The following is a 26,011-nucleotide window of genomic DNA, read 5'->3' as shown; positions in this document are numbered from 1 at the left end:
TTTATATATAATGAAAAAAGTGTGCGACACATAAAAAAGTTTTTTAACTTTATTGTTGCAATATGAACCCATTTTTAGTATAATAAAAATGTTGGTCTTTGACTGCGATGATGCGGAAGGTTGCCGACACACCCGGCCGCTTTGCCATGGCGAGTGTGGGGAAATTTCCGCGGAGAATGTCTATTGTAAAATAGGCGAAAAAGGAGGGAAAATAATGGCAAAAGAAAAAATTCGCATTCGTTTAAAAGCATATGATCACAGAATTCTTGATCAATCTGCTGAGAAAATCGTAGAAACTGCAAAACGTTCTGGTGCGGCTGTATCTGGTCCGATTCCATTACCGACTGAAAAATCAATTTATACAATTCTACGTGCAGTACACAAATATAAAGATTCTCGTGAGCAGTTCGAAATGCGCACGCATAAACGCTTAATTGATATCGTGAATCCAACACCACAAACTGTTGATTCATTAATGCGTTTAGACTTACCATCTGGTGTAGATATCGAAATTAAACTTTAATTTAAAATAAAGAATGAAAAGATACTTAGGAGGTGTGACTAATGGCCAAAGGAATCTTAGGAAGAAAGATCGGTATGACTCAAGTATTTGCTGAAAATGGTGACTTGATCCCAGTAACAGTAATTGAAGCTTCTGCTAACGTAGTTCTTCAAGTTAAAAACGCTGAGACAGACGGTTACGAAGCAATCCAATTAGGTTTCGAAGATATCCGTGAAAAACTATCTAACAAACCTGCAAAAGGACATGCTACTAAAGCTAATACTGCTCCTAAGCGCTTCATCCGTGAGTTACGCGGTGTGGACGCTTCAGCATATGAAGTTGGTCAAGAAGTCAAGGTTGATATTTTCGCAGAAGGCGATGTAATTGATGTAACAGGAATCTCAAAAGGTAAAGGTTTCCAAGGTGCTATTAAACGCCACGGACAATCTCGCGGACCTATGTCTCATGGTTCTCGCTACCACCGTCGCCCAGGTTCAATGGGTCCTGTAGCTCCAAACCGCGTATTCAAAGGTAAATTATTACCAGGACGCATGGGTGGAGAGCGCATCACTGTGCAAAACTTATCAATCGTTAAAGTTGACGCAGAACGCAATCTTTTATTAGTAAAAGGTAACGTGCCAGGAGCTAGAAAATCTCTAGTTACTGTTAAATCTGCAGTTAAATCTAAATAATAATTCTTCGAGAAAGGAGGAATAACCAATGCCAAAAGTAGCATTGTTTAACCAAAACGGTGAAAACGTTGGAGAAATCGAACTTCAAGATGCCGTTTTCGGTATCGAACCAAACAACAAAGTACTTTTCGACGCGATCGTAATGCAACGCGCATCTCAACGTCAAGGTACTTCTAAAGTTAAAAATCGTTCTGAAGTAAGAGGCGGTGGCCGTAAGCCATGGCGTCAAAAAGGTACTGGTCGTGCTCGTCAAGGATCTATCCGTTCTCCACAATGGCGTGGTGGTGGCGTAGTATTTGGTCCAGTTCCAAGAAGCTATAGCTACAAATTACCTAAAAAAGTTCGTCGTTTAGCAATTAAGTCTGCATTATCAACTAAAGCTCAAGATAACAGCATCGTTGTTCTTGAAGCTCTTTCTTTTGACGCTCCAAAAACAAAAGAAATGGTAGCAGTTCTTAAAAACCTAACAGTAGAACGCAAAGCATTAGTAGTAACTGCGGATCTTAACGAAAATGTTGCACTTTCAGCACGTAATATTCCTGGTGTAACAGTTGTTGCAGCTAATGGTTTAAGCGTATTAGACGTTATGAACCATGATAAGCTTGTAATCACTAAAGACGCAGTTGAAAAAGTAGAGGAGGTGCTTGCATAATGAAAGATCCTCGTGATATTATTAAGCGCCCCGTAATTACAGAACGTTCAACAGACTTAATGGCTGAGAAAAAATATACGTTTGATGTTGATGTAAGAGCTAATAAAACTGAGGTTAAAGATGCTATCGAAAAAATCTTTGACGTAAAAGTTGAAAAAGTAAACATCATGAACTACAAAGGTAAATTCAAACGTGTAGGTCGCTACAGTGGTCTTACTAACCGTCGTCGTAAAGCGGTAGTAACACTAACTCAAGAGAGCAACGAAATCGAATTCTTCGAAGCTTAAGATTACTAGAGAAGGAGGGAAATTGAGATGGCGATTAAAAAGTATAAACCAACCTCAAATGGTCGTCGTGGTATGTCAGTTTCTGATTTCGCTGAAATTACTACTGACAAACCAGAAAAATCGTTACTTGCACCTGTCAAGAGAAAAGGTGGTCGTAACAACCAAGGTAAATTGACTGTTCGTCACCAAGGTGGTGGGCACAAGCGTCAATACCGTATCATCGATTTTAAACGCGATAAAGATGGAATACCTGGACGCGTTGCTACAATCGAATATGATCCAAACCGTTCAGCTAACATCGCATTAATTCATTATGCTGATGGTGAAAAACGTTACATCCTTGCTCCTAAAAACCTAAAAGTAGGTTTAGAAGTTATGTCAGGTCCTGAAGCTGACATTAAAGTAGGTAACGCGCTTCCTTTAGCTAACATTCCTGTTGGTACAGTAGTACACAACATCGAATTGAAACCTGGTAAAGGTGGACAATTAGTTCGTTCTGCAGGTACATCTGCTCAAGTACTTGGTAAAGAAGGTAAATACGTATTAGTACGTTTAACTTCTGGTGAAGTACGCATGATCCTTGCAACTTGTCGTGCAACTGTAGGTCAAGTTGGTAACGAACAACACGAGTTAATCAACATCGGTAAAGCCGGTCGTTCTCGTTGGTTAGGTATCCGTCCAACTGTACGTGGTTCTGTAATGAACCCTAACGATCACCCACACGGTGGTGGTGAAGGACGTTCTCCAATCGGACGTAAGTCTCCAATGAGTCCATGGGGTAAACCAACACTTGGTTACAAAACTCGTAAGAAGAAAAACAAATCCGATAAATTTATCGTTCGTCGTCGTAAAAAATAACGGGATTGAGCTACGGTTCAAACGAACCGTAGGACAATCACGAAGGGAGGTTCATTTATGGGTCGCAGCTTAAAGAAAGGACCTTTTGTAGATGACCATTTAATCAACAAAATTGAGAAGTTAAACGAAACTGACAGCAAGCAAGTAGTAAAAACTTGGTCTCGTCGTTCAACTATCTTCCCTCAGTTCATTGGTCATACAATTGCTGTATATGACGGTCGTAAACATGTACCAGTTTATGTTACTGAAGACATGGTAGGTCACAAACTTGGTGAATTCGCACCATCTCGTACTTACAAAGGTCACGCAAGTGATGATAAGAAAACAAGACGCTAATATGAGAGGAGGCTTTTAAATGCAAGCTAAAGCTGTCGCGAGAACAGTACGTATTGCTCCTCGTAAAGTTCGTTTAGTTGTAGATTTAATTCGAGGTAAGCAAGTGGGTGAAGCGCTAGCAGTGCTACTTCACACGCCAAAGGCTGCTTCTCCAGTCGTTGAGAAAGTATTAAAATCTGCTATTGCCAATGCAGAACACAATTATGAAATGGACGCTAACAATTTAGTTATTACTGACGCTTTTGTTAACGAAGGTCCAACTTTAAAACGTTTCCGTCCACGCGCTATGGGACGTGCAAGCCAAATTAACAAGCGCACAAGCCACATCACAATCGTGGTATCAGAAAAGAAGGAGGGATAATTCATGGGTCAAAAGGTAAATCCGGTCGGTCTTCGCGTCGGTGTCATCCGTGATTGGGAATCAAGATGGTTCGCTGGCAAAGACTACGCTGACTTATTACATGAAGACTTAAAAGTACGTGAATATATCGCTAAACGTTTAAACGATGCAGCTGTTTCTAAAGTTGAAATCGAACGCGCTGCTAACCGCTTAAACGTAACGATCCACACTGCAAAACCTGGTATGGTAATTGGTAAAGGTGGTACTGAAGTAGAATCACTTCGTAAAGCTCTTAACCAATTAACAGGCAAGCGTGTACACATTAACATCCTTGAAATTAAACGAGCAGATTTAGATGCTAAACTAGTAGCTGAAAACATCGCTCGCCAACTTGAGAACCGTGTATCATTCCGTCGTGCTCAAAAGCAAGCTATCCAACGTAGTATGCGTGCTGGCGCACAAGGTATCAAAACAATGGTATCTGGTCGTTTAGGCGGAGCTGATATTGCTCGTTCTGAATATTACAGTGAAGGTACAGTTCCACTTCATACACTTCGCGCTGATATTGACTATGCTCACGCTGAAGCAGATACTACTTATGGTAAACTTGGTGTGAAAGTATGGATCTATCGTGGAGAGGTTCTTCCTACTAAAAAGAAAACTGAGGAAGGAGGAAAATAATTATGTTATTACCAAAACGCGTTAAATATCGTCGCGAACATCGCGGAAAAATGCGTGGACGCGCTAAAGGTGGTACGGAAGTACATTTCGGTGAATTCGGTTTACAAGCTACTGAAGCTTCTTGGATTACAAACCGTCAAATCGAAGCTGCTCGTATCGCAATGACTCGTTACATGAAACGTGGCGGTAAAGTATGGATTAAAATTTTCCCTTCTAAACCTTATACTGCTAAGCCTCTAGAAGTCCGAATGGGTTCTGGTAAAGGTGCTCCTGAAGGTTGGGTAGCAGTTGTTAAACCTGGAAAAGTAATGTTTGAAATTTCAGGTGTATCTGAAGAGGTTGCACGTGAAGCTTTACGTTTAGCTGCACACAAGCTACCTGTAAAATGTAAGTTTGTAAAACGTGAAGAAATTGGTGGTGATTCTAATGAAAGCTAATGAAATTCGTGACCTTACCACTGCTGAAATTGAACAAAAAGTTAAGGCTTTAAAAGAAGAGTTGTTTAACCTTCGTTTCCAATTAGCGACTGGACAATTAGAGAATACTACTCGTATTCGCGAAGTGCGCAAATCGATCGCTCGTATGAAAACTGTAGTTCGTGAAAGAGAGATTGCTGCTAATAAATAATTAAGTCTGAGAGGAGGCTTTCAGAATGAGTGAACGCAACCAACGTAAAGTTTACACTGGCCGCGTAGTTTCTGACAAAATGGATAAGACTGTTACTGTTCTTGTTGAAACTTACAAAAAGCATTCGCTTTATGGCAAGCGTGTAAAATACTCAAAGAAATTCAAAGCTCACGATGAAAACAATACAGCTCAACTAGGCGATATCGTGAAGATCATGGAAACTCGTCCGTTATCAGCTACTAAACGTTTCCGTCTAGTAGAAGTTGTAGAAAAAGCTGTTATCATCTAATAGTTAAGATAGATCGGATAAGAATGATTCATCCGAAGGGAGGTTTCGTACATGATTCAACAAGAATCTCGTTTAAAAGTTGCAGACAACTCTGGTGCACGTGAGGTACTTACTATTAAAGTACTTGGTGGTTCAGGTCGTAAGACAGCAAACATTGGTGATGTTATCGTTTGTACGGTGAAACAAGCAACACCAGGAGGCGTTGTTAAAAAAGGTGACGTTGTTAAAGCTGTTGTTGTACGTACAAAAAGTGGTGTTCGCCGTACTGACGGTTCTTACATCCGTTTCGACGAAAATGCTTGCGTAATCATCCGTGACGACAAAGGACCACGTGGTACTCGTATCTTCGGACCAGTTGCTCGTGAATTACGTGATAACAACTTCATGAAGATCGTATCATTAGCTCCAGAAGTTATCTAATTGATATATAGAACAAATACAAAATGCCTTTTAAGGAGGTGCGAATAGGATGCATGTTAAAAAGGGCGACAAAGTAGTGGTTATCTCTGGTAAAGACAAAGGTAAGCAAGGTGAAGTACTTGCAGCTTTCCCAAAGAAAGACCGTGTACTTGTTGAAGGTGTGAACGTTGTGAAAAAACACTCTAAACCTTCTCAAGTAAATCCACAAGGTGGAATCGTTAGCCAAGAGGCACCTATCCACGTATCAAACGTAATGCCGTTGGATCCTAAATCTGGTGAGCCAACTCGTGTTGGGTACCAAGTTATCGATGGCAAAAAGGTACGTGTAGCAAAAAAATCTGGTGAAACTTTAGATAAATAATTAATGAAATGTGAAGGGAGGTTTAGTTCACATGAACCGTCTTAAAGAGAAATTTACAAAAGAGATTACTCCTGCTCTAGTTAGCAAGTTTAATTATGAATCTGTAATGCAAGTGCCAAAAATCGACAAGATCGTAATCAACATGGGTATCGGTGATGCTGTTTCTAACTCAAAAGCTTTAGATAACGCTGTTGAAGAACTAGCTGAAATCACTGGTCAAAAACCTGTTGTAACTCGTGCGAAAAAATCTATCGCTGGTTTCCGTCTTCGTGAAGGTATGCCAATCGGTGCGAAAGTTACTTTACGCGGCGAGCGTATGTACGAATTCTTCGATAAATTAGTATCAGTATCACTTCCACGTGTGCGCGATTTCCGTGGTGTATCTAAAAAAGCATTTGATGGTCGTGGAAACTACACGTTAGGTGTTAAAGAACAATTGATCTTCCCAGAGATCGATTATGATAAAGTAACTAAAGTTCGTGGTATGGATATCGTTATTGTTACAACAGCAAACACTGATGAAGAAGCTCGTGAGCTTTTAACTCAGTTCGGTATGCCATTCCAGAAGTAATAACTGCCAACGTTAAGCAGAGGAGGCGAAAATGTGGCTAAAAAATCAATGATTGCGAAGCAAAAACGCCAGCAAAAATTCCAAGTACAAGAGTATACACGTTGCGAACGTTGTGGACGTCCACACTCAGTACTACGTAAATTCAAGCTTTGCCGTATTTGTTTCCGTGAGCTTGCTTATAAAGGTCAAATTCCTGGTGTTAAAAAAGCTAGTTGGTAAAACCCAAGTTTGGGAAGGAGGTAAATTAATATGGTAATGACTGATCCTATTGCAGATTTACTAACTCGTATCCGCAATGCGAACATGGTTCGTCATGAGAAAATTGAAGTTCCTGCTTCTAACATTAAGAAGCAAATTGCAGAAATCCTTAAGCGTGAGGGTTTCGTACGTGATGTAGAATACATCGAAGACAACAAACAAGGTATTATCCGTATCTTCTTAAAATACGGTTCAAATAACGAACGTGTAATTACAGGCTTAAAACGTATCAGTAAACCTGGTCTACGTGTTTATGCAAAAACTAACGAAGTACCACGTGTACTTAACGGTTTAGGTATCGCAATCGTTTCTACTTCTCAAGGTGTTTTAACTGACAAAGAAGCTCGTCAAAAGCAAACTGGTGGAGAAGTATTAGCGTACGTTTGGTAATAAGTTTTAAATGTGAATGGAGGTGTAACTATGTCACGTGTTGGTAAAAAGCCTTTAGAACTTCCAGCAGGTGTTACAGTTACGAACGAGAGCAACACTGTAACTGTAAAAGGACCAAAGGGTGAATTAACTCGTACATTCCACCCTGAAATCGAAATTAAAGTTGAAGACAACGTATTAGTTGTTAATCGTCCTAGTGACAATAAAGAGCACCGCGCTCTTCACGGAACTACTCGTAGCCTTTTAGGTAACATGGTTGAAGGTGTTACTAAAGGATTCGAACGTGGTTTAGAATTAGTCGGTGTAGGTTACCGTGCACAAAAATCTGGTAGCAAATTAGTATTGAGCGTTGGATACTCTCACCCAGTTGAGATTACTCCTGAAACAGGAATCGAAATCGAAGTTCCTTCTCAAACTAAGATCGTTATTAAAGGTATTGATAAAGAACGCGTAGGTGCATTAGCTGCAAATATTCGTGACGTTCGTCCACCAGAGCCTTACAAAGGTAAAGGTATTCGTTACGAAGGCGAATATGTACGTCGTAAAGAAGGTAAAACTGCTAAGAAGTAATGCCGGTTAGGTAAAAGAAAGGAGTGCCCGAAATGATCACGAAGCTTGATAAAAACAAAGTTCGTAAAAAAAGACATGCTCGTGTTCGTGCGAAGTTATCTGGAACTGCAACTCGTCCGCGTTTAAACGTGTTCCGTTCTAATCAACATATTTACGCACAAGTTATCGACGATTTAAATTCAGTAACAATCGCAAGTGCTTCAACGTTAGATAAAGACCTGACTTTAGAAAGCACTGGTAACACTGAAGCTGCTATCAAAGTTGGCGAATTAGTCGCTAAACGCGCAGTAGAAAAAGGTGTAAACGAAGTAGTATTCGACCGTGGCGGTTATTTATATCATGGCCGTGTTAAAGCATTAGCTGACGCTGCTCGTGAAGCTGGATTACAATTCTAATTGTAAAAGGAGGGAAAATCATGCGTCGTATTGATCCAAATAAATTAGAGCTTGAAGAACGTGTTGTTACCGTTAACCGCGTAGCTAAAGTTGTGAAAGGTGGACGTCGTTTCCGCTTCGCTGCATTAGTTGTAGTTGGTGACAAAAACGGTCACGTTGGATTCGGTACTGGTAAAGCACAAGAGGTACCAGATGCAATCCGTAAAGCAATTGAAGATGCGAAGAAAAACTTAATTACTGTACCTATGGTTGGTACAACTATTCCACACGAAATCCTTGGACAATTTGGTGCAGGTCAAATTTTCTTAAAACCTGCTTCTGAAGGTACAGGAGTTATCGCTGGTGGCCCAGTTCGTGCGGTACTAGAATTGGGTGGAGTAAGTGATATTCTATCTAAATCTTTAGGTTCAAACACTCCAATCAACATGGTACGTGCAACTCTTAACGGTTTAGCTAACCTAAAACGTGCTGAAGATGTTGCAAAACTACGTGGCAAGACTGTAGAAGAACTGTTAGGATAAGGGAGGGATATGGAATGGCAAACAAACTAGCAATTACCCTTACTCGTAGCGTAATTGGTCGTCCAGAAGATCAACGTGTAACTGTTCGTACACTTGGCCTACGTAAGTTAAATCAAACTGTCGTTCAAGACGATAATCCTGCAATTCGCGGAATGATTAACAAAGTAGCTCACCTTGTTACAGTAAAAGAGCAATAAGTATAAATTGTCACTCTAAGGAGGTGCTCCGGAATGAAACTTCATGAATTGAAACCAGCTGAAGGTTCACGTAAAGTACGTAACCGTGTAGGTCGTGGTACTGGTTCAGGTAACGGAAAGACTTCAGGTAAAGGTCACAAAGGGCAAAACGCTCGCTCTGGCGGTGGCGTAAGACCTGGCTTCGAAGGTGGTCAAACTCCTTTATTCCGTCGTCTTCCAAAACGTGGGTTCACTAATATCAATCGCAAAGAATACGCGATCGTTAATTTAGAAGCTCTTAACCGTTTTGAAGATGGAACTGAAGTAACACCAGAATTATTAATCGAAACTGGTTTAGTAAGCAAAGCAAAAGCTGGCGTTAAAGTACTAGGAAACGGTACATTAAACTCTAAGCTAACTGTTAAAGCTGCTAAATTCTCTTCAACTGCTAAAGAAGCTATCGAAGCTGCTGGCGGTACAGTTGAGGTGATCTAATGTTTCAAACAATCTCCAATTTAATGCGCGTGCGTGAAATAAGACAAAAAATCTTTTTCACTTTGTTAATGTTAATTGTCTTCCGAATTGGTACATTTATTCCTGTACCAAGTGTTAATACGGATGTACTAAAATTGCAAGATGGGTTAAATGTATTCGGGGTTCTGAATACATTTGGCGGCGGCGCGTTAAAAAACTTCTCCATTCTTGCTATGGGCATTATGCCTTATATTACAGCATCCATCATCGTCCAATTATTGCAGATGGATGTTGTACCTAAGTTTACAGAATGGTCAAAGCAGGGAGATGTTGGGCGCCGTAAATTAGCTCAAGTAACTCGTTATGGAACAATTGTGCTTGGATTTATCCAGGCTTTAGGTATGTCTATAGGATTCAACAATATTTCGGGCGGACAATTGATCGCTAATCCAGGAATTTCTACGTATCTTCTAATTGCTACAGTGTTAACGGCAGGTACTGCCTTCTTAATGTGGTTAGGAGAGCAGATTACTGCAAAAGGCGTAGGTAACGGTATTTCTATCATTATCTTTGCTGGGATTGCAGCTGGTATTCCGACAACATTAAATCAAATTTATGCACAGCAATTTGAAGACGTTGGGGATCAATTATTCATTCGTATCGTAACGGTAGTTTTAATTGCGATTGCAGTTTTAGCTATTATTGTTGGGGTTATTTACTTCCAACAAGCGCTACGAAAAATTCCTATTCAATATGCAAAGGGTTCAGCTGGTCGTAATCCTGTTGGAGGTCAATCCACTCATTTGCCGTTAAAAGTAAATGCAGCTGGGGTTATTCCTGTTATCTTTGCAGTTTCATTTATTATTACACCACCAACAATTGCATCATTTTTCGGTCCAAATGATGTAACGACGTGGATTCAGAATACATTTGACTATACTAAGCCAATTGGTATGATAGTGTATGTAGCGTTAATCATTGCTTTTTGTTACTTCTATACTTTTGTTCAAGTTAACCCTGAACAAGTAGCAGAGAACTTGAAAAAGCAAGGTGGCTACATCCCAGGCATCCGTCCTGGTAAAAGCACACAAGCTTATTTAACGAAAGTGTTATATCGTCTGACATTAATCGGTTCGATATTCCTTGCGTTAATTGCTGTGTTGCCGGTTCTGTTCATCAAAATTGCAAACTTACCATCATCTGCTCAGATCGGCGGTACTAGTTTGTTAATTGTTGTCGGTGTAGCTCTTGAGACAATGAAACAGCTTGAGAGTCAATTAGTGAAACGTCATTATAAGGGATTTATTAAGTAAAGCTGTTTAGTGGGAAGCAAGCCGCTTTCCCATTAAACGGATAAGATACTGAGGGGGAAGCAAGAAATGAATTTAGTGTTAATGGGCCTTCCTGGTGCTGGGAAAGGTACTCAAGCAGAAAAAATCGTTGAGCATTACGATATCCCTCATATCTCAACAGGAGATATGTTCCGAGCTGCAATTAAAGAAGGAACGCAACTAGGTTTAAAAGCTAAATCATTTATGGACCAAGGTAACCTTGTTCCTGATGAAGTAACAATTGGAATTGTGCGCGAGCGTTTAAACAAACAAGATTGTGAAAACGGCTTTTTACTTGATGGCTTCCCAAGAACAGTAGCCCAAGCAGAAGCTCTTGAAACAATTACAAAAGAACTAAACAAGCAAATTGATTATGTGATTAATATTGATGTAGATCAAAGCATTTTAATGGAGCGTCTTACTGGACGCCGCATTTGTAAAGATTGCGGAGCTACTTACCACTTAGTATTCAATCCTCCTGCGAAAGAAGGAGTTTGTGACAAATGTGGCGGAGAGCTTTACCAACGTGCAGATGACAATGCTGAGACGGTTTCAACTAGACTTTCAGTTAATGTTAAACAATCTCAACCTCTACTTGATTTCTATCAAGAAAAAGGTTATCTACGCAATATTAATGGTAATCAAGATATTAACATTGTGTTTGAGGATGTTCGTCAATTACTTGCTGGGGTTAAGCAATGATCATTTGCAAGACACCAGAGGAAATTGAGGTCATGCGTGAAGCTGGACGAATCGTGGCTTTAACTCATCAAGAGTTAAAAAAGCATATCGCTCCAGGTATTACGACTATAGAATTGGATGCAATTGCTGAAAATTTTATTCGTCAACATGATGCAATTCCGTCTTTTAAAGGGTATAATGGTTTTCGCGGCAGTGTATGTGCTTCTGTGAATGAAGAATTAGTTCATGGTATTCCGGGTGAACGCAAGCTTAATGAAGGAGATATCATCAGTTTAGACATCGGAGCTAAATTCGGTGGCTATCACGGTGATTCAGCTTGGACATATGGAGTAGGAAAGATTTCATTAGAAAATCAAGAGCTGCTTGATGTGACTGAGCAATCTCTCTACAAGGGATTAGCAGAAGCTAAGCCGGGTGAGCGTTTGTCGAATATTTCACATGCTATTCAACAGTACGCAGAATCACGTAACTTTTCGATTGTAAGAGAATATGTTGGCCATGGTGTCGGCAAAGACTTACATGAAGATCCGCAAGTACCTCATTATGGTCCACCGAATAAAGGACCGCGTCTACGTCCAGGCATGGTATTGGCAGTTGAGCCAATGGTGAATGCTGGTATGCGATATGTAAAAACATTACCTGATAACTGGACAGTTGTCACAGCAGATGGTAAAATGTGTGCGCACTTCGAACATACTATTGCAATTACTGAGACGGGATATGAAATTCTGACAGCATTGTAATGTTAAAGGATGTTATCTCTATCCATTCCTCGCTAGATGCACTGGACAGTAAACAGTAATTATCTAAATTCACGATGATCGTTTTTCGTCTGAATTGCTGTTAAAATGGTAAAGATGTATATTAGCGTCAATCATCTTGAATTTAATGATTACGATCTCCGGATGTTCAGAACAGGTTCTTTTTAAGTCGTTTAATGATAGCTTGTTACTGTTTCAAAGAAAGGAGAGCACTTTAATGGCAAAAGACGATGTAATTGAAGTTGAAGGTACAGTTGCTGAGACTTTACCTAACGCTATGTTCAAGGTAGAATTAGAAAATGGTCATACAGTACTTGCTCACGTATCAGGAAAAATTCGCATGCATTTCATTCGAATCTTACCTGGTGATAAAGTAACTGTAGAATTGTCACCATACGATTTAACTCGCGGTAGAATTACGTACCGTTTCAAATAAAACCTATGCACTCCGTACTATCAAGGAGGTATGAAACATGAAAGTCAGACCATCAGTTAAACCAATCTGCGAAAAATGTAAAGTTATCCGTAGAAAAGGTAAAGTAATGGTAATTTGTGAAAACCCTAAGCATAAACAAAAACAAGGTTAATCAATAAGGAGGTGCACTATTCATATGGCACGTATTGCTGGTGTTGATATTCCTCGTGACAAGCGTGTAGTAATTTCATTAACATACATTTTCGGTATTGGTCGTCCAACTGCTGAAAAAGTTCTAGCTGAAGCTGGAGTTTCTGAAGATACTCGCGTTCGTGACTTAACAGAAGAAGAATTAGGTAAAATTCGTGATATTTTAGATAGCTATAAAGTAGAAGGCGATCTTCGTCGTGAAGTTTCTTTAAACATCAAACGTTTAATTGAGATTGGTTCATACCGTGGTATCCGCCACCGTCGTAGTTTACCAGTTCGTGGTCAAAACAGTAAAAACAATGCTCGTACACGTAAAGGCCCACGCCGTACTGTAGCGAACAAGAAGAAATAATTAGTAAGGGAGGTCATTAACAGATGGCACGTAAAACTAATACACGTAAACGTCGCGTGAAAAAGAATATTGAAGCTGGTGTAGCTCATATTCGCTCAACGTTTAACAACACTATTGTAACAATTACAGATGTTCACGGTAATGCGATTGCTTGGTCTAGTGCAGGCGCACTTGGCTTCAGAGGTTCTCGTAAATCTACTCCATTTGCTGCGCAAATGGCTGCTGAAACTGCTGCTAAAGTTTCTATGGATAACGGAATGAAAACTCTTGAAGTTACAGTTAAAGGCCCTGGTGCTGGTCGTGAAGCAGCTATCCGTGCTCTTCAAGCTGCAGGTTTAGAAGTAACAGCTATTAAAGATGTTACTCCTGTACCTCACAACGGATGCCGCCCACCAAAACGTCGTCGTGTATAATTAATATGTATAGATTCTATTTCGTTGTCTATAATGATGATGGTGTAGAATTTATTCATGCAACGAAATGTTTTCCATTTGTTGTGCACATTCGGGAACTGTCTAATAGGGAATTTCGGTTAGGCATTTGAGAAATCAGCCGTCTAGCCGAGGTTTCGACGTTTTGAAGGAGGGTTTATATTGATAGAGATTGAAAAGCCAAAAATCGAAACGGTAGAAATCAGCGATGATAGAAAGTACGGTAAATTCGTCGTCGAACCACTTGAGCGTGGATATGGTACTACTTTGGGTAACTCCTTACGTCGTATCCTATTATCCTCACTCCCTGGTGCAGCTGTAACATCTATTCAAATTGAAGGTGTATTACATGAATTTTCAACAGTTCCTGGAGTTGTTGAAGATGTAACAAACATCATTTTAAACGTTAAAAAGTTAGCGTTAAAGATTTACTCTGATGAAGAGAAAACACTTGAGATCGATGTTAAAGGTCCTGGTACAGTAACGGCTGCTGACATTCAAGCAGACAGTGATATCGAAGTTCTAAATCCGGATCTTCATATTGCAACACTTGAGTCAGATGCTCATTTCCGTATGAGACTTACTGCTCGCACAGGTCGAGGTTATAATCCTGCCGATGCTAACAAGCGTGAAGACCAACCAATTGGTGTACTTCCAATTGATTCAATCTATACGCCTGTTACTCGCGTATCGTATTATGTAGAGAATACTCGTGTTGGTCAAATGACAAATTACGATAAGTTAACGTTGGATGTTTGGACTGACGGTAGCATCGAGCCAGAAAAAGCCGTTGCTTTAGGTGCAAAGATTCTAACTGAACACTTAAATATCTTCGTTAACTTAACAGATGAAGCTCAAAAAGCAGAGATCATGGTAGAAAAAGAAGAAGATCAGAAAGAAAAAGTTCTAGAGATGACGATCGAGGAACTGGATTTATCTGTTCGTTCTTACAACTGCTTAAAACGAGCAGGCATCAATACTGTACAAGAGCTTGCTAATAAAACAGAAGAAGATATGATGAAAGTTCGTAACTTAGGCCGTAAATCTTTAGAAGAAGTTAAAGCTAAACTTGAAGAATTAGGTTTGGGTCTACGTAAGGACGACTGATTATATCTACCTGTTTAACTACTTAACAAAGGAGGGGACCTCACATGTCTTACCGTAAATTAGGTCGTACAAGCGCACAACGCAAGGCGCTTCTTCGTGATTTAACAACTGATTTAATCATCAGTGAACGCATTGAGACAACTGAAGCTCGTGCAAAAGAATTACGTTCAACTGTTGAAAAAATGATTACTTTAGGTAAACGTGGAGATCTACACGCTCGTCGTCAAGCTGCATCTTACATCCGTAATGAAGTAGCTAACGAAGAAGCTGGTCAAAGCGCTTTACAAAAACTATTCAGCGATATCGCTACTCGCTACGAAGATCGCCAAGGCGGTTACACTCGTATCTTAAAAGTTGGACCTCGCCGTGGTGACGGTGCTCCAATGGTTATCATTGAATTAGTTTAATATTTTTAATACAGATAGAAAAGGGCGAGACAGTGTGTAACTAGTCGTTGCCCTTTTTTTATACCTAAAACCGGGTAAATAGCGTAAAAAATCAATGTAGGCAATGCTGCAATAGAAAAAGCTGAGAGGAAGATAGCGTTGAAAGAAATGTCTTTAGAGGTAAAAGATTTATGCTTTCGATACGATCCTGAAGCAGACCTAACATTAGATCACCTTTCTCTCTCTGCTTATAAAGGTGAATGGTTAGCGATAGCTGGACATAATGGATCTGGTAAGTCGACGCTGGCACGAATTCTAAACGGCCTTTTGCTACCTGAAAAAGGAACGGTTCGAGTGGGCGATACGCTTTTATCTGAAGAAACAATATGGGATGTGCGCAAGCAGATTGGAATGGTGTTTCAAAATCCAGATAATCAATTTGTTGGCTCAACCGTTCAAGACGATATTGCGTTTGGGCTTGAAAACAACGGGATTCCATTTGAGATTATGGAAAAACGTATACCTGAAGCAATCGAAATGGTCAATATGAGTGCTTTTCTGGATCAAGAGCCTCATCAGCTATCAGGTGGACAAAAACAGCGTGTGGCCATTGCGGGTATAATTGCCGTACAGCCATCTGTCATCATTCTAGATGAAGCAACATCTATGTTAGATCCTATTGGGCGAACTGAAGTACTTGAAACTGTTAGAAAATTAAAAGAAGAAAAACAACTGACGGTTATTTCAATTACTCACGATTTAGATGAAGTAGCAATGGCTGACAGAGTCGTTGTGATGAACAAAGGGAAGATCTATGCAACAGGTACTCCACGCGAAGTATTTGCATTAGGTTCCAAGTTAACGGATATTGGACTAGACTTGCCGTTTTCCGTTAAACTAAGCCATCGTTTTGCTTCCGTAGGAATTCCTTTATCAAAAATTCATTTAACAGATGAGGACTTGGTGGACGAACTATGGACATTATATTCAAAGAAGTAGAGCATCGTTATCAAGTTAATACACCATTTGAACGAATTGCTCTACATGACTTAAATTTAAACATTCAATCAGGTACATTTTTGGCTGTTATTGGCCATACTGGTTCTGGGAAATCAACAATCATACAGCATCTGAATGCCTTATTGAAGCCAACTGCTGGCGAAATTCAAATCGGTGAGCGCACCATTAAAGCCAATCGAAAAGAAAAGAATTTAAAAGCTATTCGTCAGCAAGTAGGCGTGGTGTTTCAATTTCCAGAACATCAGCTTTTTGAAGAAACGGTGGAAAAAGATATAGCTTTTGGCCCAATGAATTATGGCGTTTCTGAAGAAGAAGCAAAGCAAAAAGCAAGAGAGCTTATCAAGTTAGTAGGGTTGCCAGAAGACATTCTCACCAGATCTCCTTTTGATTTGAGTGGTGGACAAATGCGTCGTGTAGCGATAGCAGGTATTCTAGCGATGAATCCTAATGTGCTAATTTTAGATGAACCAACTGCTGGATTGGACCCTAGAGGGCGTCAAGAAATTATGAATATGATTTATCGTCTTCATAAAGAAAAAGGCTTGACGACGATTCTCGTGACTCACAGCATGGAAGATGCAGCTATGTACGCGGATGAGCTAATTGTGATGAATAAGGGAACGATTGCGATGAAAGGGTCACCTAGAGAAGTATTTGGTCAGCATACGCAGTTAAAAGAATATGGATTGGATGTTCCAGAATCGCTTCGCTTTATGCTGAAGCTGCAAGAGAAATTTCAGCTCGAAGCATCGGATACGGTTATTACCTTTTCTGAAGTGGTAGAGAAAGTGCAGCACCTTATGCAGCAAGGTGAACGATTATGATGAACTCAATCATTATTGGTAAGTATGTGCCGGGTCATTCGGTTGTCCATCGAATGGATCCTCGGGCCAAGCTGCTTCTTGTATTTGCGTATGTATTAATTGTGTTTTTAGCAAATAACCCTATCGGCTATGCTTTTTTAGGTGTGTATACCCTTATGATAGTGGCCATGAGTAAAGTGCCCGTCTCGTTTATTTTAAGAGGGTTAAAGCCCGTTCTATTTATTATTATCATCACGTTTCTTTTGCACATTTTTATGACAAAGGAAGGTCCTCTTTTGTTTGAATGGGGATGGTTTTCTGTCTATAAAGGCGGCCTTATTCAAGGTGTTTTAATTTCCTTGCGCTTCTTGTTCTTAATTTTAATTACGACGATGCTAACTTTAACGACTACGCCTATTGAAGTAACAGATGGAATGGAAAGCTTGCTGAATCCATTTAAAAAGCTCAAGCTTCCCGTACACGAATTAGCTTTAATGATGTCCATTTCTCTTCGCTTTATTCCTACATTGATGGAAGAGACAGATAAAATTATTAAAGCGCAGACAGCACGAGGAGTGGACTTTAGCAGCGGCCCCGTTACGGATCGTTTGAAAGCTGTCGTTCCTTTGCTTGTTCCTCTATTTATAGGTTCATTTAAGCGTGCTGAAGAGCTGGCTATTGCCATGGAAGCAAGGGGTTATAAAGGCGGAGAAGGGCGTACAAAGTATCGTCAATTGAAATGGGGAAGCATAGATACAATTATGCTTTTACTTCTGCTGGTAGTAGCAGTTGTTTTAGTGCTGATTAGAACGTAAAGATTGTTTGGTGAAAAGATGAAACGTTTAAAATGTATAGTTGCATACGACGGCACACACTTTTCAGGTTATCAAGTTCAGCCCAATAAGCGAACTGTTCAACTGGAGATTGAAGCTGTTTTAGAGAAAATGCATAACAAAAAAGTGTCGGTTTACGCCTCTGGACGAACGGACACAAATGTTCATGCACAGGGGCAAGTCATTCATTTTGATACAAACCTAAATATTCCATGTGATAAGTGGAAAAAAGCATTGAATTCAATGCTACCAGATGATATTGTAATGAAGAATGTATGTGAAGTTGATGCACATTTTCACGCCCGGTATGACGTTACTTCAAAAGAGTATCGCTATCATATTTTGCGCGGCGAAGATCGAAATCCTTTCACTCGTTCTTATGCATACCATTACCCTTATCCATTAGACTACTCAAAAATGAAAAAAGCCATCACATATTTACTCGGTACACACGACTTTACAAGCTTTTGTTCAGCGAGGACAGAAGTGGAAGATAAGATTCGTACGATTTACAAGATTGATATGTATGAAGAGAATAGTCAGCTCGTGTTTAGATTCGTTGGAAGTGGCTTTCTGTATAATATGGTTCGTATTCTTGTTGGAACGCTTTTAGAAGTAGGACAAGGTCGTATTGAACCAGATGCTATAAAAGATATTCTAGAAAGCAAATCACGTCCTCGTGCAGGGAAAACTGCGCCTTCGCAAGGGCTATATTTATGGCGCGTTTTCTATGACAACTAAACCTGGTGTAACATTTTCTTGACATTAGTAGCTTAAAGATATAATATATCATATGGTATGTATTTTAACCCCACGGTTAGCCCCGGAAATTAATCGTGTTGAAATAGAAGGTTGAAATAATTTTATAATTGATGATGAAAATTAGGAGGGAAACTCATGCGTACAACTTTCATGGCGAAAGCAAACGAAGTAGAGCGTAAATGGTATGTTGTCGATGCTGAAGGTAAAACTTTAGGTCGTTTAGCAAGTGAAGTAGCATCAATCTTACGCGGTAAACATAAACCAACTTTTACACCACATGTTGATACTGGTGATCACGTGATCCTTATCAATGCGTCAAAAATCGAACTAACAGGTAAAAAATTAACTGATAAAATTTATTACCGTCACAGCATGCACCCAGGTGGTTTGAAACAACGTACAGCATTAGAAATGCGTACTAACTACTCTGAGAAAATGCTTGAATTAGGAATCAAAGGCATGCTTCCAAAAGGTAGCCTAGGCCGTCAAATGTTCAAAAAATTACATGTGTATGCTGGTGAAACACATCCACATGAAGCACAAAAACCAGAAGTTTACGAACTTCGCGGATAATTAATAAGAGGAGGTTATTATCTTGGCACAGGTACAATATTACGGAACTGGTCGTCGTAAAAGCTCTGTTGCTCGTGTACGTTTAGTACCAGGTAACGGTCGCGTAACAATCAACGGTCGTGAAATCGAAGAATACATTCCATTTGCTGCACTACGTGAAGTAGTAAAACAACCACTTGCTTTAACTGAAACTGTAGGTAACTATGACGTATTTGTAAACGTTAATGGTGGAGGTTATGCAGGTCAAGCTGGCGCTATTCGTCACGGAATCTCTCGTGCTTTATTAGAAGCAGACCCTGAATACCGTGGAACATTAAAACGTGCTGGTCTATTAACTCGTGACGCTCGTGCGAAAGAACGTAAAAAATACGGTCTTAAAGGCGCTCGTCGTGCACCACAATTCTCAAAACGTTAATTTTATATTACGTTTCAAGCCTTGGTCTTTGGACCAAGGCTTTTTTTATTTGTTGTTTGCGTATGAGACGAAGGCTTGTGCAGACAATATGTAAAAAAGGGAGGCGTTATCGTGAACGAGGTTACATATTTAAAAGAAAAACGTTATGAAAAAGAAATGAAATATGAACGCAAAGTCCTAAGAGAACTGTCGTTTGATTTGCTTCAAGAGAGGCTGCGCCGTTATTTTCATCCCATGTTTCAGTGGAACATGCTAGGAGACGAACATGTGGAGGAGTACTGTCTTGATATTGCCATCGAATCATTTTTATTAGGTGCTCGGGTGAGTAAACGTGGTAAAGGCTACGAAGACTTTCAGAAGCACAGTAAGCAAGAAGAGTCTCTGTTAATTGATACATTGTACGGAGCCGTCAGCATGTCTGTAACAGATCTTTATCAAGACGGTCTGTATTATTTGTGTCAAGGATATGTGCAAGACTGGTGGAAAGAAGGTTATCGTACCGCAGAAAAAAGACGTCGGTTACGTTTGCATTAAAAAGTACTCATAATTCCCGTTCTTGTCCCATATAGAAATAAATAGGTGAGGCAAGAAGGGAAGGGATAAAATGTCTAAAGTAAAAATAATGAGCACAATTATAGCGCTTCTCGTTCTTTTTGTCATTGTACAATATCAGATAGATCATAGAACATCATCCGGTTCGCTTTCACTCCCTCTTAGCGGGAAAGTTATTGTACTAGATCCTGGACATGGCGGTGTTGATGGAGGAGCCGTAGGAGAGGATGAAGTGCTTGAAAAAGAAATAACTCTTAAAATTTCGTTGATGCTTCGGGACTATCTGCAAGAGCAAGGGGCACTTGTTATTATGACGAGAGAAAAAGACGAAGACCTAGCGGCCAAAGACACAAGAGGATATAGTCGCAGAAAAGTAGAGGACTTAAAAAATCGCTTAACGATGATTAATAAATCCAATGCTGATTTGTACTTAAGTATTCACTTGAATGCTATTCCATCCTCTGCATGGAGAGGGGCTCAAACTTTCTATTACGGGTCCCTAAAAGAAAACGAGCAAGTGGCTAAACTCATTCAACAAGAGCTAAGAAATAATCTGGATAATACGAGTCGTGAAGCAAAAGCTATTCAAACTCTTTACCTTCTTAAGCATTCTAAGCCACCAGGTGCTTTGGTTGAAGTAGGATTCTTATCAAATCCTACAGAACGTAAAATGCTTCAATCGAAACGCTATCAAAAAAAGTTAGCTGAATCCATTTATGAAGGAGTCAGCCGGTATTTTACTGGAGAAAAGCCTAAATAAAAAGCATAGCATCCTTCTATTCAGAAAAGTCTAATATGTATGATATACTTGATAGTATAAATAAATAGATTTTAACATGGTGGTGGGAGTATGCTAACGGAAAAGCAAGTAAAAGAAGTAGTAGGGGAAATTACAGATCCATTTTTAAATAAAAAACTATCAGAAACAGATGCGATTAAAGAAATAACAATTAAATCTGAAAAACAGCATATAAGCCTGAAGATTGCTGTTGCAAAAACAGGTACTAGTGAACAGCTGAGCCTTCAAGGCACAATTGTAGAAGAATTAAAAAAAGCAGGTGTACAGTCGGTTGGATTGCGATTTGTTGAGTTTACGCCTGAAGAACTTCAGCAGTACCGCGCTGAGCAACCGAATACTGGCAACTTACTAACTAGTCCGAATGCACCTGAATTTATTGCTATTGCCAGCGGTAAAGGAGGCGTTGGTAAATCAACAGTCTCTGTTAACTTGGCCGTTTCTCTAGCTCGTTTAGGAAAGAAAGTTGGTTTAATTGATGCTGACATTTATGGATTCAGCGTTCCAGATATGATGGGAATCACACAGCGTCCTGTAGTAGAAGGTGAAAAGATTATTCCAGTTGACCGTTTCGGAGTAAAAGTTATTTCCATGGGCTTCTTTGTAGAAGATAATTCACCTGTTATCTGGCGAGGACCTATGCTTGGAAAAATGTTGACAAGCTTTTTTACAGAAGTTGAATGGGGAGAATTAGATTATCTTTTACTAGACTTACCTCCCGGAACAGGTGATGTCGCATTAGACGTTCACTCTATGCTTCCTGCTTGTAAAGAAGTGATTATTACAACACCACATCCTACAGCGGCATTTGTTGCAGCTAGAGCGGGTGCTATGGCTTTGAAAACCGATCATGAGGTAATTGGAGTTGTAGAAAATATGGCCTACTTTGAAAGCCAGCTAACAGGGGAAAAAGAGTATGTATTTGGTAAAGGCGGAGGTCCAAAACTTGCTGAGGAACTTCAGACAGAGCTGTTAGGACAGCTTCCGTTAAGTCAGCCTGACTGGAATGAAGAAGATTTTGCACCTTCCATTTACGATGAATCGCATCGTTTAGGTAAAATATATGGAGAGATTGCAAGCAAGATTGCATTTATTTGCGAAAATAAAAAAGCAGCAACAGGAAAATAACAAAAAGCACGCGCTGTTCGAGCGCGTGCTTTTTGCTGTTATACAGAGAGTTCAATCTGCGCCTTTTTTAAATCAAATGCAAGGTTTTGTTTTAAGAGAGCTAAAAATGTTTTTCCGGCTGTACTTACGGTGTGAGACTGGTGCTTTAAAATGCCGATTGCAGGCCCCTCATGCAAGTCATGAATCGTTTTAACCACCACTTGATCTGGCGGAAGAGTTGCGCTTATTTGTGGAACAACGGCTATTCCTAAGTTTTCTTTTACAAAATGCTGAAGTGTGCTAATAGTGCCTAACTGGACTTTAGCAGGCAGTTGGCCTGTTCGTTCAAAGATTAGCTGCTCAATTTTCTTTTGAACGGAAGATTGCCCAGCTGTAATCAGCGTTTCGTGTATTAAATCTTTTGCAAAGATTGTTTTTCTTTTTGTTAGAGCATGATTGAATGGTAGTAGCAGCACAAGTTTTTCCGTTAGTAATGCCTCAAATTCTATATCTCTGAACGATTCTGAGACAGTGCCAATCGCGAAATCAATTTCTTGATTGCGTATATGTTGATGAAGATGCTTTTCGTCTGCAACGAGTAAGCTAATTTCTGTGTTGGGATATCTTTTTTTAAATAATGAGAGAATGGAAGGCAGTCGACTGCTTGCTGTAGGCTCTGCAGCACCTATACGGATCGTGCCAGCTTCGCCTGTTGAATAATCCTTTAAGGTGTTATTTAGATATTCATATTCCTTTAGTAAAATATTTGCCCGCTCGTAAAAGATTTTACCTGCTTCAGTAAGTTTTATGCTTTTTCCTCGTTCTAAAAGCTTAAATCCTAGTTCGGATTCTAACTTTTGAATGTGCAGTGTAATGGTAGGCTGAGAGTACTTTAAATATTCAGCGGCTAATTGAAAGCTTCCTAAACGAACAATGGTTTGAAACGTTTTAATAACGCGAAATTCCATCGAATTCCCTCCTTTTGCTATAAAACGATTGTGTCAATTTCTAATATTTTACCATAAAGCTAAGAATTAAAGTTTACAATTCCAATAAAAATACTAAGTATTAAAAAATATAAAGAAGTTATTTAGGTTTTTTAATAAAAATAAATGACATAATTAAATACGCACCTCATATGAGATGCGTATTTAATCACTGCTGTTGCTGTTCTCCGCCTGAATCAGATCCAGAGGAAGAAGAACCACCATCGTCGCTGCTTTGTTTTTGTCCACCTTGTGTTTCTTCAGCGGCTTTCAAAAGAATGTCTTGAATTTTAGATTGATAAAGAGGGCTATCAAACGTTTCGGTCATAATCTTTTGTAAATAAGTGCGATATTCTTTACTCTTTAACACAGTCAGTACTTCTTTTTCCATAGCCGGATCCTTTAAAACATCTTGAAGCATTCCTTGATATTCAGGATCTTTCATCAGTTGTTTGATGACCGTCTTATTTTCTTTTTCCAAACTTTTAGCAAAGCTTTCAGCAAACTTCGGATCATCCATGGCTTTTTTCCAAAATTCCACGCCTTTATCTGAGACTAGGGTTTGAGAAATTGTATCTTTTATCGCGTTTTGATCCATTAAAATATCTTGTCTAACAGAAGGGTCTTTCATAATTGCCTCGACTGCTTTTTTTCCTTCATCTGTTTTTAAAATATCAACAACCATTTTCTTTGTTTGATCATAATCCATACCATTGTTCTCTTCATCTTGCGGTGCACAGGCTGTAGCTAAAAGCATACACATTCCTATATAAATGAGGAGCATGAGTCGCTTTTTCATAGTAATGAGCTCCTTTCCTAATATGCTTACGCTTAATATGAGATAATCAAGGTTTTTTATTCATAAAAGAGCTCTAGATTTTTCAAAACGTGATTGGTACAATTTATGAAAAGGTACAATTTTGTAACTTATGGGGGAGATGGAAGTGAATAGTCGAAATTGGGTTCGTCTATTTCTAACCACGTTAGCTGTCGGGGGTATAAGTACAGCTTTTGTTGGGTTTGCGGTGCGCTGGGGGGAATACGGTCACTTATTTCAACAAGGGAAGATAGGAGAAATTGTTGCTGTTTTAACATGGCTCGTAGGCGTAGGGTTTATTTTTAGTTTAATTAGCCAAATGGGTTTTTTTGCATATTTAACTATTCACCGATTTGGGTTGGGGATTTTTAAATCTGCATCACTTTGGAAATCGGTTCAAATTGTATTTGTTTTATTTGTATTATTTGACGTTGCTTATTTTCGATATAAGTTCTTTCAACAACCGGGAGAAGGCATAGGCAAGTATATTTTGTTAAGCGTTTTCTTGTTAGCGGTGGGGTTATTAGTGGCGTATGCAAAGAAAAAGCAGACGAATAAAGAGGCTTTTGTACCAGCGCTTTTTTTTATGATTGTTGTAACGACAATTGAATGGTTCCCAGCGCTGCGAACGAACGAAGAAAGCTGGCTTTACCTTATGTTGTTTCCACTTCTAATTTGTAATATGTATCAACTTCTTATTTTGCCCAAACTTCTTACGCACGAAAGAATAGCAAAAGCAGACAAATAGCATATTTGTCTGCTTTTGCTTTCCATATACACTAGGAATAGATCTTAGCGGATATCTTTTACTTGGGTTTTTGAATTTGAAATTAATGTTGAAACACTTACGTTTGAGACTTTTTTATTTTGTAATGAATTCTTGATATATGGAATAGCCTTTGCTGTTTGTTGAGCGGAGTCAGAAGCGTGCAGCAAGATAATATCTCCCCCATCTAAGGGTTTTGTGACATTCGATACAATCTTTTCAACTCCTGGATTTGTCCAGTCTTTAGAGTCGATGCTCCAGTGCACGGTTGTATATCCTATATCCGCTGTTAATTTTAAGATGTCTTTATTAAATTGCCCGTTAGGAGGCCGAAGAAGGTGAACATCTTTAAGTCCTAGGGAATCAAAGACTTTCTTTGATTTTGCAAGATCTTGTCTAATTTCATTAGGTTTTAGGCTTGTATAGGAAGTATAGTCATAGCCCATTGTGCCAATTTCGTGGCCTTCTTTTTTTATGCGCTCTACAACATCTGGATGACGTTCAGCCCATGAAGCAGATAAAAAGAAAGTAGCATGTTCAATATGCTGTTTTTTCAGTTCATTTAGAATAGGAATAGCTCTTTCGTCTCCCCAGCTGATGTTAAATGTAAGAGCGACTTCGGGATTTTTATTATCCGCCTTATAAACAGCTCGTGGACCATTATCTGTTGAAAACACAGGAAAGTGAAACGTCTGTTGAGCATAAAGAAAAAAGCTTGTAAAAAAAGCAGCAACTACGATAAGCATTGTTTGTTTGATTCTTTTGGCTCGAATAGTATAAAACATATTCATTTTGTCACCTCATTTAATAAGTAGTACTTGTCTAATTTGTATGCGTTTTGTCTACAATTAATAACATGTAAGGAAAAGAACGACTGATTTTATTTTGATGTTTGAGAATCAATGTCGCAAAAAGCAGGTGAATCAATGAAAATTTGTTTATTTAATCAAGTGGAGTGTTTAGAGTTAGAAGCACTACTCAGAGAAGAAATGAAAAGAACAAACGTTGTTTTTCAACAAAGTTTGAATCATGTAGTTCTTGAACGAAACATTCAAGAGAAGTATCAAATCCTTTCAAAGATCTTGCTAAGGTTCAGTGAAAACAGGGAAGTAAATAAGGTTTTTTGGTAAAACGAAAAAAACTTTTTAAAAAGTGTTGACTTTATATAGTACAGATGTTAAATTATTAAATGTCGCTGATGAATGATTCGAAAACAATCGCAATTCATCAGAAATAAAATATTAAAAAGTTGTTGACAAACGAAAGACAACTTGTTAATATAAAAAAGTCGCTCAAGAGCGACGGTTGAACTTTGAAAACTGAACAAAGCGACAAACGTCAACGTTAATTTTTATTTTAAAATTGAGCAAGTCAAACATTTCTTCGGAGAGTTTGATCCTGGCTCAGGATGAACGCTGGCGGCGTGCCTAATACATGCAAGTCGAGCGAACTGATTAGAAGCTTGCTTCTATGACGTTAGCGGCGG

The 26,011-nt window shown here is 39.2% G+C and carries 44 protein-coding genes and 1 rRNA gene; 42 read left to right on the top strand and 3 right to left on the bottom strand.

Annotated features, from left to right (window positions below):
• Positions 1-214 precede the first annotated feature (214 nt).
• From rpsJ to MMB69_RS25485, 39 genes are all read left to right on the top strand, one after another.
• Entirely contained in the window at positions 215-523 is a 309-nt protein-coding gene (rpsJ, locus tag MMB69_RS25675; protein WP_013054926.1) for a 30S ribosomal protein S10, read from the top strand.
• Between the two features lie 41 nt (positions 524-564).
• Complete coding sequence (rplC, locus tag MMB69_RS25670; RefSeq protein WP_013054927.1) at positions 565-1,194, top strand: 50S ribosomal protein L3; 630 nt, start codon at positions 565-567, stop codon at positions 1,192-1,194.
• A gap of 28 nt (positions 1,195-1,222) precedes the next feature.
• Positions 1,223-1,846 carry a 50S ribosomal protein L4 gene (gene rplD, locus MMB69_RS25665; protein ID WP_013081372.1) on the top strand — a complete coding sequence of 208 codons (624 nt, stop codon included), beginning with the start codon at positions 1,223-1,225 and terminating at the stop codon, positions 1,844-1,846.
• Positions 1,846-2,133, top strand: a complete 288-nt coding sequence (gene rplW, locus MMB69_RS25660) for a 50S ribosomal protein L23 (RefSeq protein ID WP_013054929.1) — start codon at positions 1,846-1,848, stop codon at positions 2,131-2,133. Before rplD ends, rplW begins: the two co-directional genes overlap by 1 nt.
• Positions 2,134-2,160: 27 nt before the next feature.
• On the top strand, positions 2,161-2,991 hold the full coding sequence (rplB, locus tag MMB69_RS25655) for a 50S ribosomal protein L2 (protein WP_013081374.1): 831 nt from the start codon (positions 2,161-2,163) through the stop codon (positions 2,989-2,991).
• Between the two features lie 57 nt (positions 2,992-3,048).
• Entirely contained in the window at positions 3,049-3,327 is a 279-nt protein-coding gene (gene rpsS / locus MMB69_RS25650) for a 30S ribosomal protein S19 (protein ID WP_013054931.1), read from the top strand.
• Between the two features lie 19 nt (positions 3,328-3,346).
• The gene (gene rplV, locus MMB69_RS25645) at positions 3,347-3,688 is read left to right on the top strand and encodes a 50S ribosomal protein L22 (protein ID WP_013054932.1); all 342 of its coding nucleotides are present in this window, start codon (positions 3,347-3,349) and stop codon (positions 3,686-3,688) included.
• 3 nt (positions 3,689-3,691) lie between these two features.
• Complete coding sequence (gene rpsC, locus MMB69_RS25640) at positions 3,692-4,348, top strand: 30S ribosomal protein S3 (protein WP_013054933.1); 657 nt, start codon at positions 3,692-3,694, stop codon at positions 4,346-4,348.
• A 2-nt stretch (positions 4,349-4,350) separates the two neighbouring features.
• On the top strand, positions 4,351-4,785 hold the full coding sequence (gene rplP / locus MMB69_RS25635; RefSeq protein WP_013054934.1) for a 50S ribosomal protein L16: 435 nt from the start codon (positions 4,351-4,353) through the stop codon (positions 4,783-4,785).
• The gene (gene rpmC, locus MMB69_RS25630; RefSeq protein ID WP_013054935.1) at positions 4,775-4,975 is read left to right on the top strand and encodes a 50S ribosomal protein L29; all 201 of its coding nucleotides are present in this window, start codon (positions 4,775-4,777) and stop codon (positions 4,973-4,975) included. The genes rplP and rpmC overlap by 11 nt, the downstream gene beginning before the upstream one ends.
• Positions 4,976-5,000: 25 nt before the next feature.
• Entirely contained in the window at positions 5,001-5,264 is a 264-nt protein-coding gene (gene rpsQ / locus MMB69_RS25625; protein ID WP_013054936.1) for a 30S ribosomal protein S17, read from the top strand.
• Positions 5,265-5,315: 51 nt separating this feature from the next.
• Entirely contained in the window at positions 5,316-5,684 is a 369-nt protein-coding gene (rplN, locus tag MMB69_RS25620; protein WP_013054937.1) for a 50S ribosomal protein L14, read from the top strand.
• Between the two features lie 49 nt (positions 5,685-5,733).
• Complete coding sequence (rplX, locus tag MMB69_RS25615; RefSeq protein WP_013054938.1) at positions 5,734-6,045, top strand: 50S ribosomal protein L24; 312 nt, start codon at positions 5,734-5,736, stop codon at positions 6,043-6,045.
• 31 nt (positions 6,046-6,076) lie between these two features.
• Positions 6,077-6,616: a 50S ribosomal protein L5 gene (rplE, locus tag MMB69_RS25610; RefSeq protein ID WP_013054939.1), complete on the top strand. Its 540-nt coding sequence runs from the start codon at positions 6,077-6,079 to the stop codon at positions 6,614-6,616.
• A gap of 33 nt (positions 6,617-6,649) precedes the next feature.
• Positions 6,650-6,835 (top strand): type Z 30S ribosomal protein S14, encoded by a 186-nt coding sequence (locus MMB69_RS25605; RefSeq protein ID WP_013054940.1) that lies wholly within the window; start codon positions 6,650-6,652, stop codon positions 6,833-6,835.
• A 30-nt stretch (positions 6,836-6,865) separates the two neighbouring features.
• Positions 6,866-7,264 carry a 30S ribosomal protein S8 gene (gene rpsH / locus MMB69_RS25600; protein ID WP_013054941.1) on the top strand — a complete coding sequence of 133 codons (399 nt, stop codon included), beginning with the start codon at positions 6,866-6,868 and terminating at the stop codon, positions 7,262-7,264.
• Positions 7,265-7,294: 30 nt separating this feature from the next.
• Positions 7,295-7,834: a 50S ribosomal protein L6 gene (rplF, locus tag MMB69_RS25595; protein WP_013054942.1), complete on the top strand. Its 540-nt coding sequence runs from the start codon at positions 7,295-7,297 to the stop codon at positions 7,832-7,834.
• A 32-nt stretch (positions 7,835-7,866) separates the two neighbouring features.
• On the top strand, positions 7,867-8,229 hold the full coding sequence (gene rplR / locus MMB69_RS25590; protein ID WP_013054943.1) for a 50S ribosomal protein L18: 363 nt from the start codon (positions 7,867-7,869) through the stop codon (positions 8,227-8,229).
• Between the two features lie 20 nt (positions 8,230-8,249).
• Positions 8,250-8,750, top strand: coding sequence for a 30S ribosomal protein S5 (gene rpsE, locus MMB69_RS25585; protein ID WP_013054944.1), 501 nt, complete (start codon positions 8,250-8,252; stop codon positions 8,748-8,750).
• Positions 8,751-8,764: 14 nt separating this feature from the next.
• On the top strand, positions 8,765-8,947 hold the full coding sequence (rpmD, locus tag MMB69_RS25580) for a 50S ribosomal protein L30 (protein WP_013054945.1): 183 nt from the start codon (positions 8,765-8,767) through the stop codon (positions 8,945-8,947).
• 33 nt (positions 8,948-8,980) lie between these two features.
• Positions 8,981-9,421, top strand: a complete 441-nt coding sequence (rplO, locus tag MMB69_RS25575; RefSeq protein ID WP_013054946.1) for a 50S ribosomal protein L15 — start codon at positions 8,981-8,983, stop codon at positions 9,419-9,421.
• The gene (gene secY, locus MMB69_RS25570; RefSeq protein WP_013054947.1) at positions 9,421-10,713 is read left to right on the top strand and encodes a preprotein translocase subunit SecY; all 1,293 of its coding nucleotides are present in this window, start codon (positions 9,421-9,423) and stop codon (positions 10,711-10,713) included. The genes rplO and secY overlap by 1 nt, the downstream gene beginning before the upstream one ends.
• Positions 10,714-10,779: 66 nt before the next feature.
• Positions 10,780-11,433: an adenylate kinase gene (locus MMB69_RS25565; RefSeq protein ID WP_013054948.1), complete on the top strand. Its 654-nt coding sequence runs from the start codon at positions 10,780-10,782 to the stop codon at positions 11,431-11,433.
• Complete coding sequence (gene map, locus MMB69_RS25560) at positions 11,430-12,176, top strand: type I methionyl aminopeptidase (protein ID WP_221785575.1); 747 nt, start codon at positions 11,430-11,432, stop codon at positions 12,174-12,176. The genes MMB69_RS25565 and map overlap by 4 nt, the downstream gene beginning before the upstream one ends.
• A gap of 235 nt (positions 12,177-12,411) precedes the next feature.
• Entirely contained in the window at positions 12,412-12,630 is a 219-nt protein-coding gene (gene infA, locus MMB69_RS25555; protein ID WP_010285101.1) for a translation initiation factor IF-1, read from the top strand.
• A 37-nt stretch (positions 12,631-12,667) separates the two neighbouring features.
• Positions 12,668-12,781, top strand: a complete 114-nt coding sequence (gene rpmJ / locus MMB69_RS25550) for a 50S ribosomal protein L36 (RefSeq protein ID WP_003156543.1) — start codon at positions 12,668-12,670, stop codon at positions 12,779-12,781.
• Positions 12,782-12,805: 24 nt separating this feature from the next.
• On the top strand, positions 12,806-13,171 hold the full coding sequence (gene rpsM / locus MMB69_RS25545) for a 30S ribosomal protein S13 (protein WP_013054950.1): 366 nt from the start codon (positions 12,806-12,808) through the stop codon (positions 13,169-13,171).
• 23 nt (positions 13,172-13,194) lie between these two features.
• Positions 13,195-13,584, top strand: a complete 390-nt coding sequence (rpsK, locus tag MMB69_RS25540) for a 30S ribosomal protein S11 (protein WP_013054951.1) — start codon at positions 13,195-13,197, stop codon at positions 13,582-13,584.
• Positions 13,585-13,764: 180 nt separating this feature from the next.
• On the top strand, positions 13,765-14,709 hold the full coding sequence (locus tag MMB69_RS25535; protein ID WP_013054952.1) for a DNA-directed RNA polymerase subunit alpha: 945 nt from the start codon (positions 13,765-13,767) through the stop codon (positions 14,707-14,709).
• 44 nt (positions 14,710-14,753) lie between these two features.
• Positions 14,754-15,116 carry a 50S ribosomal protein L17 gene (gene rplQ, locus MMB69_RS25530; RefSeq protein WP_013054953.1) on the top strand — a complete coding sequence of 121 codons (363 nt, stop codon included), beginning with the start codon at positions 14,754-14,756 and terminating at the stop codon, positions 15,114-15,116.
• Positions 15,117-15,254: 138 nt separating this feature from the next.
• Entirely contained in the window at positions 15,255-16,094 is an 840-nt protein-coding gene (locus MMB69_RS25525) for an energy-coupling factor ABC transporter ATP-binding protein (RefSeq protein ID WP_013054954.1), read from the top strand.
• Complete coding sequence (locus MMB69_RS25520; protein WP_057240830.1) at positions 16,070-16,939, top strand: energy-coupling factor ABC transporter ATP-binding protein; 870 nt, start codon at positions 16,070-16,072, stop codon at positions 16,937-16,939. The genes MMB69_RS25525 and MMB69_RS25520 overlap by 25 nt, the downstream gene beginning before the upstream one ends.
• Positions 16,936-17,733: an energy-coupling factor transporter transmembrane component T family protein gene (locus tag MMB69_RS25515; protein ID WP_221785574.1), complete on the top strand. Its 798-nt coding sequence runs from the start codon at positions 16,936-16,938 to the stop codon at positions 17,731-17,733. Before MMB69_RS25520 ends, MMB69_RS25515 begins: the two co-directional genes overlap by 4 nt.
• An 18-nt stretch (positions 17,734-17,751) precedes the next feature.
• Complete coding sequence (truA, locus tag MMB69_RS25510) at positions 17,752-18,492, top strand: tRNA pseudouridine(38-40) synthase TruA (RefSeq protein WP_277448661.1); 741 nt, start codon at positions 17,752-17,754, stop codon at positions 18,490-18,492.
• Positions 18,493-18,648: 156 nt separating this feature from the next.
• Entirely contained in the window at positions 18,649-19,086 is a 438-nt protein-coding gene (rplM, locus tag MMB69_RS25505) for a 50S ribosomal protein L13 (RefSeq protein WP_013054958.1), read from the top strand.
• Between the two features lie 22 nt (positions 19,087-19,108).
• Positions 19,109-19,501, top strand: coding sequence for a 30S ribosomal protein S9 (gene rpsI, locus MMB69_RS25500; protein ID WP_013054959.1), 393 nt, complete (start codon positions 19,109-19,111; stop codon positions 19,499-19,501).
• 111 nt (positions 19,502-19,612) lie between these two features.
• Positions 19,613-20,035, top strand: a complete 423-nt coding sequence (locus MMB69_RS25495; RefSeq protein ID WP_013054960.1) for a DUF2521 family protein — start codon at positions 19,613-19,615, stop codon at positions 20,033-20,035.
• A 70-nt stretch (positions 20,036-20,105) separates the two neighbouring features.
• Positions 20,106-20,813 (top strand): N-acetylmuramoyl-L-alanine amidase CwlD, encoded by a 708-nt coding sequence (gene cwlD, locus MMB69_RS25490; RefSeq protein ID WP_034654901.1) that lies wholly within the window; start codon positions 20,106-20,108, stop codon positions 20,811-20,813.
• Between the two features lie 90 nt (positions 20,814-20,903).
• A complete protein-coding gene (locus MMB69_RS25485) occupies positions 20,904-21,977 on the top strand; it encodes an Mrp/NBP35 family ATP-binding protein (protein WP_221785572.1) in 1,074 nt (357 codons plus the stop codon).
• 38 nt (positions 21,978-22,015) lie between these two features.
• Here the strand turns inward: MMB69_RS25485 and MMB69_RS25480 are convergent, their stop codons facing one another.
• Positions 22,016-22,924, bottom strand: coding sequence for a LysR family transcriptional regulator (locus tag MMB69_RS25480; protein ID WP_071277644.1), 909 nt, complete (start codon positions 22,922-22,924; stop codon positions 22,016-22,018).
• A 187-nt stretch (positions 22,925-23,111) separates the two neighbouring features.
• Positions 23,112-23,741, bottom strand: a complete 630-nt coding sequence (gene gerD, locus MMB69_RS25475) for a spore germination lipoprotein GerD (protein WP_013054964.1) — start codon at positions 23,739-23,741, stop codon at positions 23,112-23,114.
• Positions 23,742-23,886: 145 nt separating this feature from the next.
• Here gerD and MMB69_RS25470 point away from each other — a divergent pair, with 145 nt between their 5' ends.
• The gene (locus tag MMB69_RS25470) at positions 23,887-24,507 is read left to right on the top strand and encodes a KinB-signaling pathway activation protein (RefSeq protein ID WP_221785571.1); all 621 of its coding nucleotides are present in this window, start codon (positions 23,887-23,889) and stop codon (positions 24,505-24,507) included.
• A 44-nt stretch (positions 24,508-24,551) separates the two neighbouring features.
• Here the strand turns inward: MMB69_RS25470 and pdaB are convergent, their stop codons facing one another.
• A complete protein-coding gene (gene pdaB / locus MMB69_RS25465; protein ID WP_221785570.1) occupies positions 24,552-25,316 on the bottom strand; it encodes a polysaccharide deacetylase family sporulation protein PdaB in 765 nt (254 codons plus the stop codon).
• A 135-nt stretch (positions 25,317-25,451) separates the two neighbouring features.
• Here pdaB and MMB69_RS25460 point away from each other — a divergent pair, with 135 nt between their 5' ends.
• Both MMB69_RS25460 and MMB69_RS25455 read left to right on the top strand, forming a co-directional pair.
• A complete protein-coding gene (locus tag MMB69_RS25460) occupies positions 25,452-25,655 on the top strand; it encodes a hypothetical protein (RefSeq protein ID WP_264408749.1) in 204 nt (67 codons plus the stop codon).
• Between the two features lie 250 nt (positions 25,656-25,905).
• Positions 25,906-26,011: ribosomal RNA gene (locus tag MMB69_RS25455) — 16S ribosomal RNA — on the top strand; the annotation flags it as partial.

The organism is Priestia sp. P5, from assembly GCF_029522155.1.
GTDB classification, from domain to species: domain Bacteria; phylum Bacillota; class Bacilli; order Bacillales; family Bacillaceae_H; genus Priestia; species Priestia megaterium_E.
This window is presented reverse-complemented; position numbering and strand designations above follow the sequence as displayed.